This window comes from Chitinophaga cymbidii, assembly GCF_007992715.1.
Classification (GTDB): domain Bacteria; phylum Bacteroidota; class Bacteroidia; order Chitinophagales; family Chitinophagaceae; genus Chitinophaga; species Chitinophaga cymbidii.
The window spans coordinates 763,857-778,732 of the sequence record NZ_BKAU01000001.1 but is presented as its reverse complement, the minus strand read 5'-3'; the positions used below and the strand labels follow the sequence as shown (position 1 = coordinate 778,732).

Below are 14,876 nucleotides of genomic sequence, written 5' to 3'. Positions count from 1 at the left end.
GAGAACGTGAAGAAGGAAAAACTGATACTGGTCACGAATGACGACGGAATAACGTCTCCGGGCATACGAACTTTGATAGAAGCCGTGGAAACGCTGGGCAAAGTGGTGGTGGTAGCGCCGGACAGCCCCCAGTCCGGCAAAGGGCACGCCATTACGCTGGGCTTCCCGCTACGGCTGAACCAGGTAGACATATTCGGGGACATCGAAGCATGGACCTGTTCCGGTACGCCTGTTGACTGTGTGAAGCTGGCGCGGGACAAGATACTGGAACGCGCGCCGGACATCTGCGTGAGCGGTATCAACCATGGCGCCAATCATTCCATCAACATTATCTATTCCGGCACCATGTCCGCCGCCATGGAAGCGGCTATCGAAGGCATCCCTTCCGTCGGTTTCTCTTATCTGAATTACGACTATGAGGCGGACATGACCACCTGTGGCGAAGTAGCGCATACCGTCACAAAAAAAATGTTGAGCACTGAACTGCCGAAACACACCCTTTTCAACGTTAATATACCGGATGTGGACGCGAAAGATTACAAAGGCATCCGCATCACCCGCCAGGCCAACGCCAAATGGGTGGAGGAGTTCGATGAACGCCGCGACCCCCACGGCAAAAAGTACTACTGGCTCACCGGCGAATTCAAGAACCAGGACACAGGGAACGACACCGACGTATGGGCCCTGGAAAACGGCTATACTTCGCTGGTGCCCGTACAGTTCGACCTGACAGATTACAGGCTGATGAAAAAACTGGAAGCCGACTGGCGCTTCTGATACAATAATCCTATGAACATGCTCAAACAAGACAAATTATCACTGGGTATCTTACTGGGGCTGCTGGCCCCGGTAGCCGGCCTGTTTATCTACTACCTGGTGACGTTTATGCCCCGCGATCAAAGCCTGTCCGATTTCTTCACCATGCTGAAACAGAACAGGCACCTGCTCCCCAAGCTCATCAGCATCTGCCTGCTCGCCAACGGCCTGGTATTCTATCTCTACACCCGCAAGCGCCGGGACCTCACGGCCAGGGGCATTTTCCTCATCACAATGTTATACGCAATCGTTATCTTGCTGCTTAAAATCATTCACTGGTAGCAGATGAAGTATTATATCATAGCCGGCGAAGCCTCCGGGGACCTGCATGGCAGCAATCTTGTCAAACAGCTGAAACAGCTGGATGCGTCCGCCGACATCCGCTCCTGGGGCGGAGATCTCATGGAGCAGGCCGGCGCGAAAGTAGTGAAGCACTACCGGGACCTCGCCTTCATGGGCTTCGTGGAAGTGATCATGAACCTGCGCACCATCTTCGCCAATCTCGACCAGTGTAAAAAAGATATCCTCGCTTATCAGCCCGATGTGCTCATCCTCATTGACTATCCCGGCTTCAACCTCCGCATTGCCGAATGGGCGAAACAGCAGGGGTTGAAGGTGGTGTATTATATCAGTCCGCAAGTATGGGCCTGGAAAGAAGGAAGGGTGAAGAAGATCCGGCAGACGGTGGACAAAATGCTGGTGATACTGCCATTCGAAAAAGATTTTTACCGCAAGTGGGATTTTGAAGTGGAGTATGTGGGGCATCCGTTGATAGAAGCTATAAAAGCCGCACAGGAAGCGCCTTCCGCACCATCGTTTTCCGAAAAGCCGGTGATCGCGCTGCTGCCCGGCAGCCGCAAGCAGGAAGTAAAAGAGAAGCTGCCGGTCATGCTGTCCATGGCGCGGTATTTCCCCGAATACCAGTTCATCATGGCGCAGGCGCCGAGCCTGGAAGACAATTTCATCAGTAGTTTCACCAGCGCTTACCCCAACGTGTCTGTTGTAAAGAACCAAACCTACCAGCTGCTGTTGCAGGCGTCCGCCGCGCTGGTCACTTCCGGCACCGCCACGCTGGAAACAGCGCTGTTCGGCGTACCGGAAGTAGTATGCTACAAAGGCAGCCCCGTTTCCTATTTCTTCGCGAAATACCTCATCAAAGTAAAATATATCTCCCTCGTCAACCTCATCATGGACAAACCCGTGGTGAAAGAGCTGATCCAGCACGACCTGACGGAAGAAAACCTGTTGAAAGAATTAACGCTCATCCTGAAAGACACTGCCCGCCGGCAGCAAATGAAAGCGGATTATGCCGTGCTCTGGACGCTCCTTGGGGATGGAACGGCATCGCGCAAGGCGGCGGAAGCGATCGTGGGGATGCGCTAATGCCGGAACAACCTTATCAGCATCACGATCAACGCGATCACGAACAGGATGATAGAGATCCGGTTCATGCCATGCATGAGCTTCGTATTGGTATTCCTCACCTCTCCCGGGTCGCGCTTTTTGATGTAGAGATGCTGCAATATCTGGCGCCAGATGCTTTTCATGGTACAAATATCCGTTATTTTTACGCGCTATGGGAAATTTACTAAGGAGCCTTTTGCTGGTGTTCATCACGGCCCCCGTGTTCGCACAACAGATCAGCACGGAGCTGAAGAACTGGGAATTCCGCCGCACGGATGAACAGGCATGGCGCACAGCCACCGTGCCCGGCACTGTGCATACGGACCTCCTGCATCACAAACTTATCCCTGACCCCTTCCGCGACGCCAACGAAAAAGGCGTGCAGTGGATCGATAAGAAAGACTGGGAATACCGCACGCGGCTTAACATTACGCCGGAACTCCTGCGGCATGACGTTATATCGCTGGAATTTGAAGGGCTGGATACTTATGCGGACGTATATGTGAACGACGCATTGGTGCTGAAAGCGGAGAACATGTTCGTGCGGAGGGAAGTCCCCGTGAAAAAACACCTGAAGCCCGGCAGGAACACCCTCCGCATCCTGTTCCACAGTCCGGTTGCGCATGACATGCCCAAATTCCTCGCGGAACGCCTCGTATACCCCGCCGGCAACGATGCCAGCGACATTCCTTTAGGCATATTCGCCCGCAAAGCGCCCTACCATTACGGATGGGACTGGGGCCCGCGCCTCGTTACCAGCGGCATCTGGCGCCCCGTTCGCCTGAAAGCCTGGAGCAAGGCGCAAATAAAAGACAGCTGGCTCCGCCAGCAGCAGCTCACAGACGCGCAGGCAACGCTGGAAGCCGCTCTCACGCTGGAAGTACACAAGCCCGGCGCTTACAATATCATCGTAAAAAGTCCGCATGAAGAATTTGCCACGCAACAGCTCCATCAATCCCTGTCCGCCGGCAAACATCAGCTGCGCCTTCCTTTTACCATCCCGCAGCCGCAGCGCTGGTGGCCGAACGGGCAGGGCGATCAGAAATTATATCCCGTTGAAGTAGCCGTTGTCAGCGGCGGCGATACCCTGCAAAAGCTGCGTCAGCGCATCGGCCTGCGTACGATTGAAGTCGTGAATAAAAAAGACGAACACGGCACCAGCTTTTTCGTGAAAGTCAATGGCCGCGCGATCTTCATGAAAGGATCGAACTACATTCCGCAGGATAATTTCCTGCCGCGCGCCACACCGGAACGCTACAAAAAGCTGTTCGATGACATGAAGGAAGCAAACTTCAACATGGTCCGCGTATGGGGCGGCGGCATTTACGAGAACGATCAGTTCTACGACCTCGCTGATGAAGCAGGCATCCTGGTATGGCAGGATTTTATGTTCGCCTGTACACTGTATCCTTCCGATCCCGGATTCCTGCAACAGGTGAAGGAAGAAGCGGAAGATAACATCACCCGCCTGCGTAACCATCCTTCGCTCGCGCTCTGGTGCGGCAACAATGAAATTGCCGTGGCGATCAAAAACTGGGGCTGGAAAGACGGATATGCGTATACGGACAAACAGTGGAAACAGCTCCTGGAAGGATACGAAACATTATTTCACCAGCTGTTGCCCGATGCCGTGAAAACCCACGATCCCGGCCGCTTTTACTTCCCTTCGTCCCCCATCAGCAACTGGGGCAAAGCCGAAGATTTCAAACACGGCGATAATCACTACTGGGGCGTGTGGCACGGCATGGAATGGTTTGAAGCTTTCGCCACGCATGTGCCGCGTTTCATGAGTGAATACGGCTTTCAGTCGTTCCCCGACATTCATACCGTGCGCCGCTATGCGGACACCAGCCAGTGGGACATCCATTCCTACGTAATGCAGGCCCACCAGAAGAGCTTCACCCGTGGAAATGCCGCCATCAAAACGTATATGGACCATTACTACAAACCCCCGAAGAACTTCCCCGCTTTCCTTTACCTCAGCCAGGTATTGCAGGCGGAAGGAATGAAGGTGGGGATGGAAGCGCACCGCCGCGCCATGCCCTTTTGCATGGGCACGCTCTACTGGCAGCTGAATGACTGCTGGCCCGGCGCATCCTGGAGCGGCATCGATTATTTCGGCCGGTGGAAGGCCCTGCACTACTTCGTTAAAAAAGCATATGCCCCGGTGCTCATCAGCCATTCCAAACAGGCCGGCAGGGTGGTAACACACCTCGTCAGCGATCTGCCGGAACCCGAAACGGCCATGCTGCACCTGCAACTGATGGACATGAACGGGAAAGAAATATGGCAGGAACAAATGCTCGTGCGCACTAAAACCGGCGGCAGCGAAATGGTGCACAGCATCCCCATACAAGACATGCTGAACGGGGCGGACCGCACAAGGGTAATATTGTATTCCAAACTGCTAAAGAACAATAAGGTATTATCGGAGAATGTATTTTACTTTGCTGCACCCCGTTTGCTGCAATTGCCCAAAGCGGCGATCGCCGCGGAGGTGGAGGAAAAGGACGGAAAGATGATGGTGCGCCTGCAGTCCGGGTCCCTGGCCCGGAATGTATACCTTTCGCTGGAGCAGGATGATTCCTCCCATTTTTCCGATAACTATTTCGATCTGCTGCCGGGCCGGGCGCAGATCGTGGAAGTAAAGACCAGGCTGGCTAAAGAACAGGTAAAAGAACAATTGCGCATCATGCATCTGGCAAATGCGTGCCGGGAATAAACGGCGGAACGTGCCTTCCTTCCGGCCGCCTGAAATAAAGTATTCAACGGATCAGCAACATATACTGAAATAAGGTAACTGTAAAACATGAACAGATGAAAAACATGCTATTGACGGTGTGCCTGCTTGCAGGTTTCGCCGTACATGCTCAGGAAGAGCATCCTTATGTGAAAGAGAAAGATCCGCTGGTATTGCAGAAGCTGGAAGAGTGGCAGGACTGGAAATTCGGGCTGATGATGCACTGGGGCACATATTCCCAGTGGGGCATCGTGGAATCCTGGAGCCTTTGCCCGGAAGATGAAGGCTGGACGCACCGCAAGCCGGAAGGCATTCCCTACTGCGAGTACGTGCAAAAGTATGAAGCGCTGGCTAACACCTTCAATCCCGTTAAATTCGATCCCGCCCGCTGGGCCGCTGCCGCCAGAAAAGCTGGCATGCGCTACATGGTGTTCACCACCAAGCACCACGACGGCTTCAATATGTTCGATACAAAGCAGTCCGCCTACCGCATCACCGCACCTAACGTGCCTTTCAGCAAAGACCCGCGTGCGGACGTAACGAAGGAAGTGTTCAATGCGTTCCGCCACGAAGGCATCCACATCGGCGCTTATTTCTCCAAACCGGACTGGAACGTGGATTCCTACTGGTGGCCGTACTTCCCGCCGAAAGACAGGAACGTGAACTACGAGATCAGCAAATACCCCGATCGCTGGAAGCAGTTTCAGCAATTCACCTATAACCAGATCGAAGAGCTGATGACCGGCTACGGAAAAGTAGATATTCTCTGGCTGGATGGCGGATGGGTGCGCCCGCTGGACATGCACACCAAAGAATCCCTGGGCTGGAATAAAACGCCGGCGCAGGACCAGGACATCAATATGCCCGCCATCACCTCCATGGCCCGTAAACATCAGCCCGGCCTCATTGTGGTAGACCGCAGCGTGCATGGCCCCTACGAAAACTACCGCACGCCCGAGCAGCAGATACCGGAAAAGCCGCTGGACTATCCCTGGGAAACCTGCATGACCATGGCCGGCTCCTGGTCGTACGTTCCCAACGACCGCTACAAGCCCGTGAACAGGATCATCCACAACCTGGTGGACATTGTGGCGAAAGGCGGCAACTACCTGCTGAACATCGGCCCCGGTCCGGATGGCGCCTGGCACGACGAAGCCTACCGCAAGCTCGACAGCATCGGGCAGTGGATGGAGATAAACGGCGACGCGATCTACGGCACCCGCTCCGTTGCGCCGTATAAAGACGGAAAGGTTTGCTTTTCGCAAAAGAAAAACGGCACGATCTACGCGATCTACCTGCTGGATGAAGGAGAGGCGCTGCCGCCTGTGATCCGTTTCTCCGGCATTACGCCCGCCGGCGGCGCTAAGATGGAATTACTCGGTGTGAACGGGAAAGTATCCTGGAAGAAAGCCGGAGAGGCCGTAGAAGTGAAGCTGCCGGCATCCGCGCTGAAGAAGAATTTGAAATATGCAGTCGCGATAAAAATAAAATGACAATAACGGGCTGTTCCTCAAAGGGCAGCCCGTTCTTTTTTCGACCGGAAATTCAGCGTGATGCCGCTATTAACTGTTATCTCCGGGAAGAACTTGGGCGAAAGGAACTTGTCTGGCCCCATAACACCGTTCATCGGCACGCTGCCGTGAATCTGGAAATGCCATTTGATATGCGGAGAACCCAGCCGCAGCGTAAGGGCAGGCTCATACAGCCACACCGTTTTGCCGAGGCCCCTGTTCAGGTAATCCCGGTAATTATCCACCAGTATGCCCGCCCTGGAATTGTAGCCTGTCAGTAACGTAAAACGTGGATTAAAAGATAGCTCTACTCTTTCGTGCCGCATCCCGATCCCCGGCTGTATGAAAAATTTATGGAAGGTCGTCCGCACCGTATGATCTTTACGAAGGGCAATATTGCGTTCCACATAATAACTGCGGTCGATCACGGTAAAACCTCCCGCTCCATATCCCGCAAACACATCGAAGATGAGTGGCCTTTCCGGGTGATCTACGATCGTTGTGAAATAACCCGCCCCTACTTCTGCAAAACCGCCTTCGGGCCTTGTGAAAGGACTGTCGTGATCAAACAGGCCGGAATCATTGCTTGCCGTGTGCGTGCCGAATCTTTCCCAGCTATACATGCCGTTCAGCATGACCGCAAAATGGTCCGTAACGGCATACGCCGCCTGCCAGTTGGAAGGCGCTACGTTTATTTTCCATTCATTTTTCTCCTTCAGCAGCGGTGCATTTACCTGGTTGGGCAGGTAGATGGGGGAATAACATCCCGTTAAGCAGATCAACAAAAGCAATAGTTGCAGGTAACATATTTTCATGGCAGGAGCGTTTTTTTAAAAGCGGGCAGAAATACCGGTTGTAATGCTGATGAAAGGATAGTAATCGTTCGAATCAAACATACTGACCGTAGATCCCAATAACTGGAAATACCATTTGAAATGAGGACTGCCGACGCGAAGGGTGAATGCCGGCTCATATAAAAAAGTGGCGCTGCTGGCCGCTTTCCTCATTTCCGGAAGATAGGTTATCTGGTTGTCAAAGGTGTTTGTTAAATAGACCTCTGACACACTGCTGCCTACAAAGGGGATTGCGTAGCGAAGAAAAGTAAAACGGGGCGTGAATGCGAGCTCTACTCTTTTGTGCACCATGCCGAAGCCAGGCTGAATAAAGAATTTCCGGAAGCGGGTACGCACGGTATAATCCCGGTGTGTGCCGCCAGTGCTGTCTTTATAATATGCATGATCGGATATGCTGAACCCGCCGGCGCCATATCCTGCATACAGGTCCAGTACGATCGGCGGCTTATCCGGGTGCGTGAATTTCTTGAAGATACCAAGTCCTGCTTCCACGACTCCACCCAATGGTCTTGTAAAACGCCCGTGGCGGCTGCTCGTGGCAGAGCCTTCCCGGCCCAATCGTTCCCAGGTGTATTGTCCGTTCACCATCACCGCAAATTTATCGGTAAGGGCATAGGCAGCCTGCAGGTTGGAAGGTGCGGCATCTATTTTAAGCTGGTGCTTTTCGTGCAGCAACGGGGCATTTACCTGGTTCGGTATATAAATGTTGCGGGTACAGGAGATGCAGCCTGTCATGCAGACAAGCAACATCCAGGGATAACAGAATTTCATAGTGTGACGTATCTGCTGTTAAGCGCGCGACACCCCTGAAATGTTACACCCTCATTTCCCCGCGTCCTGCACCCACTGCCCGAAATTCAGCGAAACACCCATGGTCAGCGACACCGGCTGGAAGAAATCTCCCACCTGGTAGCCCGTGTAGGTTTCGTCGTTGATAGGCACGGAGAAGAGCAGCTGCGCCTGCCATTTTACATAGCGGTAGCCCACGCGCACGGTGAAGGTCGGCTCAAAGAAGGGAATGGCTTTGTCGCTCAGCCGCATGAAATTTTCGCGGCGGCTCTCGTTGTCTTCAAACACTTTGCTGCCCATGGTCTGATCATAGAAGCGCACCACGGAAAAGCGGGTAGAGAAAGCAGCTTCCACCACTTTGTGGGAAAGCCCGAAAGAAGGTTGTACGAAGAATTTATGGAATTTGGTACGCAGCAGGTAGTCCGGATTTCCCTGGATGCTGTCGTACTGGAAGCCGTTATCAACTGTTTTGAAGCTGCCGTTGCCGTAGCCCGCGTACACATCAAATATGGCGCGCCTGCTTGTGCCGATGGGTTTGAAGAATCCCACGCCTCCTTCTATCAGCCCGCCGCGCACGTGAGGGTCCAGCAGGTAATCGCCGTCACTGTCGCGGTCATAAAACATGTTGCGCCATACGTACTGGCCGCTGGCCATGATGCCGATATTGTCGGTAACAGCATATGCTCCCTGCCAGTTGGTGAAGGAAACGTTGCCTTTGAATTCGTTCTTTTCCTTGAGCAGCGGCACGTTGGCCTGGTTGGGCACGTAGGTGTGTACCTGGCGGCTGCAGGATGCAAATGCCAACACGGTGAATGCCATTAAAAAAAGGCGTGCAGTCTTCATAAAGTTGTAGGTTTTATTTGAGCATTATCGCATAGATGATTCCCGTTGGATCAGCTCTACTTCAAAAACATAGTTCCTGGTGACTTTGAGCTTTTCATCGTGGTTGATCAGCTGAACCAGTGTTTCTACCGCTTTTTCGCCCATCCGGTAACCGGATTGTTCGATGGTGGTAAGGGAAGGGGAAATGATGCGGGAAGACAGGTCGTTCGAGTAGCCTACCACCTTTACCTGTTCAGGCACTTTCACGCCCTTGCGGCGGGCTTCCTGTATGAAGGCAACGGCGGAGGTGTCGTTGGCGGAGAACATGCCGTCCGGGATATCGTCGCCGGAGAGGATGTTGCGGGCTGCTTCGGTGGCAGCGTCCAGGGTCAGGTTATGCACATGTATCAGTGATTCATCGAATGGTATCTTGTATTTCGCCAGCGCCGCTTTGTAGCCTTCCAGCCGCTGCTGGTAAAGGTTACAGGTGAGCACGCCGGAAAAGTGCGCGATCTTTCTGCATCCTTGTTTGATCAGGTGCTCGGTAGCGAGGAAGCCTCCCTTGAAGTCGTCGCCCGTGATGGTATACCCCGGAAAGTCTTGTGGTACGCGGTCATAGAACACCAGCGGGATGTTATTCCGGATAAAAGGGGAGAAGTGATCGAAGTTGGTGGTGAACATGGACGAAACGGCCAGCAATCCGTCCACACGCAGCGAAAAGAAAGTATGCACCAGCTCTTTTTCCATGGCTACCGTTTCGTCGGACTGGCCGATGACGATGCTGAAGCCGTATTTATGGGCTTCGTGCTGGATGCCGCTGATGGCGGTGCTCTGGAAGTACATGCTCGTGCGCGGAACGATCAACCCGAGGATGTTCGAACGCTTTTTACGCAGGCTCGATGCGATCCAGTTGGGCACATAGCCCATTTCGGTAGCCATCTGCTGCACTTTTTCCCTGGTTTCCTCGTTGATCAGCGGATTGTTCTGCAAGGCCCTTGATACCGTGGAAGCGCTCAGACCCAGCGCCTGTGCAATGTCGTAGATGGTGATCTTGTTGGTGTTGTGACGTTCTTTCACGTTTGAGGCCGGTGGATTTGAAGGCGATATTAAGAAATTTTATTGATAGCTGTATTTTTGCGCCCGATGAAACACAAGATCAAAAGAACTTACAGGATAGCCCGTTATGTCATATACCGGGAAACGTTGATCGACAGAAAGGACATCGCCTGGTCGTTTACAGGCGCTTTTATGGGCGTGGGGCTGATCGGCGGATTGAACCACTTCCTGCTGCCGGTGCGCGACAATCTTTTCGTGATCGGCTCGTTTGGCGCTTCGGCGGTGCTGGTGTACGGCCATGCGCACAGTCCCCTGGCGCAGCCGCGGAACGTGATCGGAGGGCATGTGCTCAGCGCGCTGGTGGGCGTGACCTGTTGCATGCTGATCCGTTCGCCGGACCTGATGTGGCTTTCCGGTGCGCTGGCCGTGGCCTTCTCCATCGTGGTGATGCAGGTCACCAAAACAGTGCATCCGCCCGGCGGCGCTACTGCTTTGCTGGCGGTGGCCGGCAGCGAGAAAATAAAGCACCTGGGGTACCTCTACGCTCTGTCCCCCGTAGCCAGCGGCGTGTTCCTGCTCCTGCTGATCGCTTTCATCGTCAATAATATTCCAGAAAACCGCAATTATCCCGCGCACGGAAGATGGTGGTAAACACTGCGCAGATACACTGCACCCCGGTAAGATATCTTCGCTTATACTTTTATTAGTATAGGGATAAATAACGGACTGCTTACTCATAGGCGGTCTTTTTTATGCCCTTTTATGCCATAAAAAAAGAGCTGACCAAAATGCTGGTCAGCCCTTCTTCATTTGAATGCTTTGAAAGAATTATCCTTTAGGTTCGAGGATGGTATTGATACGTTCCACCAGGTCCTGCAGATGGTAACGGCTCATGCTGTCACCTGCTCCGCCGGTAGCCACGCGGGCGTCGCTGCGCAGCTGCACCAGTTGTGCGCGGGCGATGCTGGAGGCGTCCGACTTGGTGGGGTTGGCGATCGTGGCCGCAAAAGCCGCGGGCATGCCCTGCGGGATGTTCGGCGCTTTCAGCAGGTTGGCCAGGCTGTTCACATAGGCCTTTTGCAGATTGCGGCGGTAGATATCGATCTTTTTGTGATTGTACAGTTCCGCGAAAACACCTTTGCGCATATCGTTCATGTAATCCACGGGGCTGTAGGTGTTGCTGGAAGAAGCTTCCGCATTGATGAGCTTGTTGATGGTGGAAGTACCCAGCAGGCGGCCCAGCAATGCTTCCTGGCGCGCCAGCAGTATCTGCGGGCCTTCACCCTTGATGCGGCTCAGCACTTCTTTGTCCAGCAGCCACTGCGGCGTGGTAAAGAGTTCTTTTTGCAGGAACTGCACCGCTTCTTTCTGCGTAGCTTTGGGAACCACTTCATATACGGCGCCGCTCTGCTCCACTGTCTTCGGCGTTTCGTAGATGCCGCCTACATTCTTGGCCACGTGGCCCATGTAGCGGTAGTATTGTCCCACTACTTCGTTATACAGCTCGGAGAGGTTGGAATAGCCTTCGTTCTCTTCGCGGGTCCAGTCCATGAGGTTGGGCATGATGCGCTGGAGGTTCTTCAGGCCGTAGCCGCTTGCTTTCATGGCATTGTCGCCCAGGTCCTCGTTCTGAGAGCGGGGATCGTCCGGGTTTGTTTCGGTGCCGAACCAGTATTTTTTATCCTGCAGGCGGTTGATGGTCCACTTGTTGAGGGTGCTCCTTTCGGAATCCGCATCTGTGCCGGGGACATTTTTATAACCCCATTCGATCGCCCATTTATCGTAGTGGTTGATACGGGGATAGAGGTCGGCGCCGGAGATGCCGTCGCCGGGCTGCGCTACGTAGTTGAAACGTGCGTAGTCCATAATGGAAGCGGCATGGCCGTTGGCTTTCACCCATTCCTTGTCGCGCAGCTTTTCTACGGGGTAGGTGGAGCTGGAGCCGAAGTTGTGGCGCAGGCCGAGGGTATGGCCCACTTCGTGGGAAGATACAAAGCGGATCAGCTCGCCCATCAGCTCGTCGTCGAACTGCATTTTGCGGGCACGCTCGTCGTTCGGCGCCGCCTGGATGAAGTACCAGTTGCGGAGGAGGCGCATCACGTTATGGTACCAGTTGATGTGGCTTTCCAGGATCTCGCCGGAGCGGGGATCATGTACGTGCGGGCCGCTGGCGTTCGGCACTTCGGAAGGTTTGTATACGATGGCGGAATAGCGCGCGTCCTCGAGGCTCCAGGTGGAGTCTTCTTCTTTGGTAGGCGCCATCCGGGCGGAAATAGCGTTTTTGAAGCCAGCCTGTTCAAAAGCTACCTGCCAGTCGTTCACGCCCTGGATCAGGTATTTGCGCCATTTTACCGGCGTAGCGGGATCGATGTAAAACACGATCGGCTTTTTGGGTTCTACCAGTTCGCCGCGGCGGAATTTTTCCATGTCTTCCGCTTTGGGTTCCAGGCGCCAGCGGGTGATCATCACGAGCTTTTTAACGCCTTGCGGGTCGGCATCAAAGTCGGTCAGCCCGGTAGCGAAGTAGCCCACTCGGGGGTCGAAGTAGCGCGGCTGCATGGGCACTTCCGGCAGCATCACGAGGGAGCTGTTGAGTTCCAGTGTCACGAAACCGCCGCCAACGGGAGGCATTCCGGGGCCGGGGGAGTTGCCGCTGCGGGTGTAGGTCTTTACGGTTTTCACTTCCACGTTGCCGGGATAAGAGCGCACGTCCTGGATATAGGACCGGTCGTTCTGCACCATGCCCAGCTTCAGCTGGCCTTTGAGGCTGCCGTCGAAGAACAGGATATCGTTATCGCCGTTGATGTAGTCGGTCAGGTCCAGCACCGTGCCGCTGCTGTCTTTCGAGAACGCTTTGATATCGAACGCCGCCACGATGGGCTGGATGTTCGAGTTCATTACGGACAGGTACATGGGCTGTGTAGAGTCTTTGGACCTTTCGGCGAAAGAAATGTTCTTGAGGAAGATGCGGTTGTTCGGCCCTTTCTCGAAGCGGATCACGTTTTCATTGATCTGGTCGCCGCCGAACCCGAACATGCCTACGCGCATGCCTGCCGGGGCTTTAGACATGCGGTTCACCACCAGGATGTCCCTTCCCAGTATTTTGTTGGGTATCTCTACGAAGATCTTGTCATCCTGCTTGTAAACGTTGAACATCCCGCTGTCGGCTTTTGCTTTGGGGGTGATCACGTCGGTGAATTTCCTGGGTTCTGATTTCGGGCGTCCTCCCATCATCATCGGTGGGCGGGCGGTGGAATCTTTGGAAGGGGCTGTAGCGGCAGGTACAGGTTTTTTATCCTTCTTTTTTCTTCTCTGGGCTTCGGCCGGATGGGTGGTGAGCAGGCAGGTAGCGCACACCATGCCGGCCAGGGCCGCAGCAAATTTGCTCTTTAGATGCATGTGTATTGTTGGTTTATTTGATTTTGATCAGGTTAGATGCGGTACAAATAAAGTGATAAGAGTTTATATATATCGTTAAAATCCATAAATGTGATAAAAGCCGGTAAGAACGGAAATAAATAGGGGTTTTGCGCGGGAAATACGTCATAACATTAGTTGCGTTGGCAACATTCTGCCATCGCTGCTGATGCGGCAGGAGTGAATAAACAGGGTTTTAAAATTTCTGTTGGAACATTTGAAAATTTTCTTAAATTGTGCGTCCAACTTTGAAAAAAATCAATCGATTCCGTTTTTAGCGGCAAGTTGGGAGGGGACAGCTGGAACAATATTATTTTTTTTGTTTATTTAAGTGTTTGCTCAATAAATGTGGGAAGGTGGAAATGCCCTGTCAGCGGGCTTTCCGTGTGGATGGTTAAATTTTTTGAGTGACACTTGTTTTTTTGAGGAAGGCTTATAACTTTGCGAATCACTGATTATTAGTCTATTATTGAGGGTACGGAAACGAATCGATCTAAATCTTAAATCTTAATTACTAACAAACAAACAGTTTAATTTTTAACACTAAAATTCAATCAACATGGCTGAGACTAAAACAACTGTGACTGCAGCTGCTGCCAAAACCTCTTCTCACCAAGCGAAAAAGTCGTCCAACTTGTTTGCTTTGCTGGCTGTGCCCATTTGCATTGCCATTGCGTATGTGTTTTTCTATCTTGTTTTAGGTAATCCGGACAACTTCCAGGGCGGCAATGTGGCCAATCACCCTGTTGAGGAAGGTATCGGCAAATGGTTTGGTACAGTTTACAAAGGTGGTCTCATCGTACCGATCCTGATCTCCGTGTTACTGATCTGTATCACTTTCGTGATCGAGCGTTTCCTTTATCTGTCCAAAGCAAAAGGTAAATTCAGCGGTGCTGAGCTGGTAAGAAAAGTACAGTATCACCTGGCCAACAAGAATGTTGATGCGGCCCTGGCTGAATGCGACAAGCAGAAAGGCTCTGTGGGTAACGTGATCAAAGCCGGTCTGAGAAAGTACAAGGAAATGATCAGCAATACTGACCTGGACACAGACCAGAAGATCCTGACCATCAAAAACGAAATTGAAGAAACAACCGCGCTGGAACTGCCGATGATGGAAAAGAACCTGGTGTTCCTGTCCACTATCGCTTCCGTAGCAACCCTGCTGGGTCTGTTCGGTACGGTACTGGGTATGATCAAGGCGTTCGCGGCGATGTCTTCCGGTGGTGCACCCGATTCTGCACAGCTGGCGTTAGGTATCTCCGAGGCGTTGATCAATACCGCCCTGGGTATCGGTACTTCCGCTGTAGCGATTATCATGTATAACTACTTCACTACCAATATCGACAGCATCACTTATGCCATCGATGAGTCTGGTTTCACCTTAACACAAAGCTTCGCTGCGAATCACAAATAATTTTCGTAAATTATGTGTGGAATTTCTGCAGAATTGAATCTAATTAAGTGAAC

The 14,876-nt window shown here is 52.9% G+C and carries 13 protein-coding genes; 7 read left to right on the top strand and 6 right to left on the bottom strand.

Features of this window, described 5'->3' with window-relative positions; genetic code table 11:
* The first annotated feature begins 6 nt into the window (after positions 1–6).
* From surE to lpxB, 3 genes are read left to right on the top strand one after another with little or no spacing between them, the layout of a single operon-like run.
* Complete coding sequence (surE, locus tag CCY01nite_RS02945; RefSeq protein ID WP_146857803.1) at positions 7–777, top strand: 5'/3'-nucleotidase SurE; 771 nt, start codon at positions 7–9, stop codon at positions 775–777.
* An 18-nt stretch (positions 778–795) separates the two neighbouring features.
* Entirely contained in the window at positions 796–1,098 is a 303-nt protein-coding gene (locus CCY01nite_RS02940) for a hypothetical protein (protein WP_146857802.1), read from the top strand.
* 3 nt (positions 1,099–1,101) lie between these two features.
* On the top strand, positions 1,102–2,199 hold the full coding sequence (lpxB, locus tag CCY01nite_RS02935) for a lipid-A-disaccharide synthase (protein ID WP_146857801.1): 1,098 nt from the start codon (positions 1,102–1,104) through the stop codon (positions 2,197–2,199).
* Here lpxB and CCY01nite_RS26520 read toward each other — a convergent pair.
* Positions 2,196–2,363, bottom strand: a complete 168-nt coding sequence (locus tag CCY01nite_RS26520; protein WP_186830874.1) for a DUF6728 family protein — start codon at positions 2,361–2,363, stop codon at positions 2,196–2,198. The genes lpxB and CCY01nite_RS26520 overlap by 4 nt on opposite strands.
* A gap of 29 nt (positions 2,364–2,392) precedes the next feature.
* Here CCY01nite_RS26520 and CCY01nite_RS02930 point away from each other — a divergent pair, with 29 nt between their 5' ends.
* Together CCY01nite_RS02930 and CCY01nite_RS02925 are read left to right on the top strand one after the other, a co-directional pair.
* Positions 2,393–4,942 carry a beta-mannosidase gene (locus tag CCY01nite_RS02930; protein ID WP_146857800.1) on the top strand — a complete coding sequence of 850 codons (2,550 nt, stop codon included), beginning with the start codon at positions 2,393–2,395 and terminating at the stop codon, positions 4,940–4,942.
* A 95-nt stretch (positions 4,943–5,037) separates the two neighbouring features.
* Positions 5,038–6,453, top strand: a complete 1,416-nt coding sequence (locus CCY01nite_RS02925; RefSeq protein WP_146857799.1) for an alpha-L-fucosidase — start codon at positions 5,038–5,040, stop codon at positions 6,451–6,453.
* Between the two features lie 17 nt (positions 6,454–6,470).
* On the opposite strand, the gene CCY01nite_RS02920 is transcribed toward CCY01nite_RS02925, so the two are convergent.
* Genes CCY01nite_RS02920 through CCY01nite_RS02905 form a run of 4 tightly spaced genes read right to left on the bottom strand, consistent with a single transcriptional unit; the run spans position 6,471 to position 10,013 of the window.
* On the bottom strand, positions 6,471–7,286 hold the full coding sequence (locus tag CCY01nite_RS02920; RefSeq protein ID WP_146857798.1) for a hypothetical protein: 816 nt from the start codon (positions 7,284–7,286) through the stop codon (positions 6,471–6,473).
* 15 nt (positions 7,287–7,301) lie between these two features.
* Positions 7,302–8,096 carry a hypothetical protein gene (locus tag CCY01nite_RS02915; protein WP_146857797.1) on the bottom strand — a complete coding sequence of 265 codons (795 nt, stop codon included), beginning with the start codon at positions 8,094–8,096 and terminating at the stop codon, positions 7,302–7,304.
* 51 nt (positions 8,097–8,147) lie between these two features.
* The gene (locus tag CCY01nite_RS02910; protein WP_146857796.1) at positions 8,148–8,957 is read right to left on the bottom strand and encodes a hypothetical protein; all 810 of its coding nucleotides are present in this window, start codon (positions 8,955–8,957) and stop codon (positions 8,148–8,150) included.
* Between the two features lie 24 nt (positions 8,958–8,981).
* Positions 8,982–10,013 (bottom strand): LacI family DNA-binding transcriptional regulator, encoded by a 1,032-nt coding sequence (locus tag CCY01nite_RS02905; RefSeq protein ID WP_146857795.1) that lies wholly within the window; start codon positions 10,011–10,013, stop codon positions 8,982–8,984.
* A gap of 66 nt (positions 10,014–10,079) precedes the next feature.
* Between CCY01nite_RS02905 and CCY01nite_RS02900 the strand changes: the two genes are divergently transcribed.
* Positions 10,080–10,643 (top strand): HPP family protein, encoded by a 564-nt coding sequence (locus CCY01nite_RS02900; RefSeq protein WP_146857794.1) that lies wholly within the window; start codon positions 10,080–10,082, stop codon positions 10,641–10,643.
* Between the two features lie 177 nt (positions 10,644–10,820).
* Here CCY01nite_RS02900 and CCY01nite_RS02895 read toward each other — a convergent pair whose 3' ends face one another.
* Positions 10,821–13,391: a zinc-dependent metalloprotease gene (locus CCY01nite_RS02895; protein WP_146857793.1), complete on the bottom strand. Its 2,571-nt coding sequence runs from the start codon at positions 13,389–13,391 to the stop codon at positions 10,821–10,823.
* 652 nt (positions 13,392–14,043) lie between these two features.
* On the opposite strand from CCY01nite_RS02895, the gene CCY01nite_RS02890 reads away from it, so the two are divergent.
* Complete coding sequence (locus CCY01nite_RS02890) at positions 14,044–14,823, top strand: MotA/TolQ/ExbB proton channel family protein (protein ID WP_246129836.1); 780 nt, start codon at positions 14,044–14,046, stop codon at positions 14,821–14,823.
* Positions 14,824–14,876: the final 53 nt, after the last annotated feature.

What these genes read in the sequence shown, in the direction of transcription:
- CCY01nite_RS02940 (WP_146857802.1), top strand. Translation starts at nt 796, where the DNA reads ATGCTCAAACAAGACAAATTATCACTGGGTATCTTACTGGGGCTGCTG.
- lpxB (WP_146857801.1), top strand. Translation starts at nt 1,102, where the DNA reads ATGAAGTATTATATCATAGCCGGCGAAGCCTCCGGGGACCTGCATGGC.
- CCY01nite_RS26520 (WP_186830874.1), bottom strand. Translation starts at nt 2,363, where the DNA reads ATGAAAAGCATCTGGCGCCAGATATTGCAGCATCTCTACATCAAAAAG.
- CCY01nite_RS02930 (WP_146857800.1), top strand. Translation starts at nt 2,393, where the DNA reads ATGGGAAATTTACTAAGGAGCCTTTTGCTGGTGTTCATCACGGCCCCC.
- CCY01nite_RS02925 (WP_146857799.1), top strand. Translation starts at nt 5,038, where the DNA reads ATGAAAAACATGCTATTGACGGTGTGCCTGCTTGCAGGTTTCGCCGTA.
- CCY01nite_RS02920 (WP_146857798.1), bottom strand. Translation starts at nt 7,286, where the DNA reads ATGAAAATATGTTACCTGCAACTATTGCTTTTGTTGATCTGCTTAACG.
- CCY01nite_RS02915 (WP_146857797.1), bottom strand. Translation starts at nt 8,096, where the DNA reads ATGAAATTCTGTTATCCCTGGATGTTGCTTGTCTGCATGACAGGCTGC.
- CCY01nite_RS02910 (WP_146857796.1), bottom strand. Translation starts at nt 8,957, where the DNA reads ATGAAGACTGCACGCCTTTTTTTAATGGCATTCACCGTGTTGGCATTT.
- CCY01nite_RS02900 (WP_146857794.1), top strand. Translation starts at nt 10,080, where the DNA reads ATGAAACACAAGATCAAAAGAACTTACAGGATAGCCCGTTATGTCATA.
- CCY01nite_RS02895 (WP_146857793.1), bottom strand. Translation starts at nt 13,391, where the DNA reads ATGCATCTAAAGAGCAAATTTGCTGCGGCCCTGGCCGGCATGGTGTGC.